Here is a 1,484-nt window from a genome sequence, read left to right on the forward strand (position 1 = left end):
CCGACTGGTGTTCCTGGACCGACTGGTGCTCCTGGACCGACTGGTGTGCCTGGGCCGACAGCAGGTGTACCCGAACTGTTTTTCAGTCAGACAGCAGGAGGCATCACCGTATATCCCCCGCTAAGTACTGAAGTGACTGTAGCAACCGTAAGTGTACCAGTTGTATCAGGCGAGAATGTTAAAATTGACTATTCTGTTTCTGTGGAAGCAATAACCACGGCTAACTGGGCTACGTCTTTTGAGGTAAGACTTTACAGAGATACGACATTAATAACAACGAAGACATTTATTGATTCGGCTCCTTCAGCCGGTACTCATAGATTTTCAATCTCGAATACTCAGGTTGATACAGCTGTGTCAAATGAAACAGCTGGCTATCAAGTCCGTGTTATATTTACCACTGCAACAAATGTTGCGACAGGTACGGCTCTTAATAGAAATATGAATGCTATTGTATTTGAATAATTTTCTAGCAGGATACTGAAAATTGTATCCTGCTTCTCCATTGTCTTAAAAGTATGAAATTTATAAGTTCAAAGAAATACAATGTAATACAGAACATTACATAGCAAGCGGTTATACCTAGTAATCAAAATTATTTGCAGCCAATATTCTTTGTTCAAGTACCAATACTAATATGGTTTATCAAAGTATTTTCAATAAACTACATTACATACTTGGACAAGTACCAAATACAGCCATCAATCATATAATGTTAAAGAGCATGTTATATCTATTTTATCAGCATGCTTTTACCCATAACTTTCAGGAGGTGAAATTTTATAAATGGCTGAATTGATCGTAAACGGCGGATTTGAGACGGGCTCATTTCCTCCCTGGCTTGTAGACAATGCAAGTATCACTTCTCTATATAAGCACTCTGGAAACTTCTCCGCACTTATGCAAAGCGGTATATCGGTTATATACCAAATTGTAGATGGAGATTTTAGCCAGAGCGCCAATTTTTCTGCATTTCTTGGGAAGATAGGTCCTCTACCCAATCCGCTTACAACAATCACTATTTCATATTTTAATTCTTCTTTTAGCTTTCTTGGACTGGGTTTGATAATAAGTATACCGCCAAACACTCTTCCCGATGCATCCCTGGGCAACTGGCAGCAATTCACAGGCACAACCACTCCTGCTCCTGCCGGAACAACATTGGCAATAGTTTCGTTCAGTAAACAAGGAGATCCCGGTACTGCTAATGTGGTTGTAGATGATGTATCATTGATAACCGGCGGTATAAGTCCAACAGGTCCAACTGGTCCGACAGGTCCGACTGGTCCAACTGGTCCGACTGGTCCGACTGGTCCGACAGGTCCGACTGGTCCGACTGGTCCAACTGGTCCGACTGGTCCGACTGGTCCGACAGGTCCGACTGGTCCGACTGCTCCGACGGGGCCGACGGGTAATACTGGTGCTGCCGGTCCAACGGGTCCAACTGGTGCTACTGGTCCTGCCGGCCCAACGGGTCCAACTGG

Annotated in this window: 1 protein-coding gene and 1 pseudogene; both read left to right on the forward strand. The window is 43.9% G+C overall.

The window, feature by feature from the left end:
* A pseudogene (locus T344_RS31195) lies at nt 1-465 on the forward strand (DNRLRE domain-containing protein); the annotation flags it as partial.
* A gap of 321 nt (nt 466-786) precedes the next feature.
* The coding region (locus T344_RS31970) for an NTTRR-F1 domain (protein WP_027630306.1) at nt 787-1,484 on the forward strand (698 nt) is incomplete at its 3' end.

Source organism: Ruminiclostridium cellobioparum DSM 1351 = ATCC 15832, from assembly GCF_000621505.1.
GTDB classification, from domain to species: domain Bacteria; phylum Bacillota; class Clostridia; order Acetivibrionales; family DSM-1351; genus Ruminiclostridium; species Ruminiclostridium cellobioparum.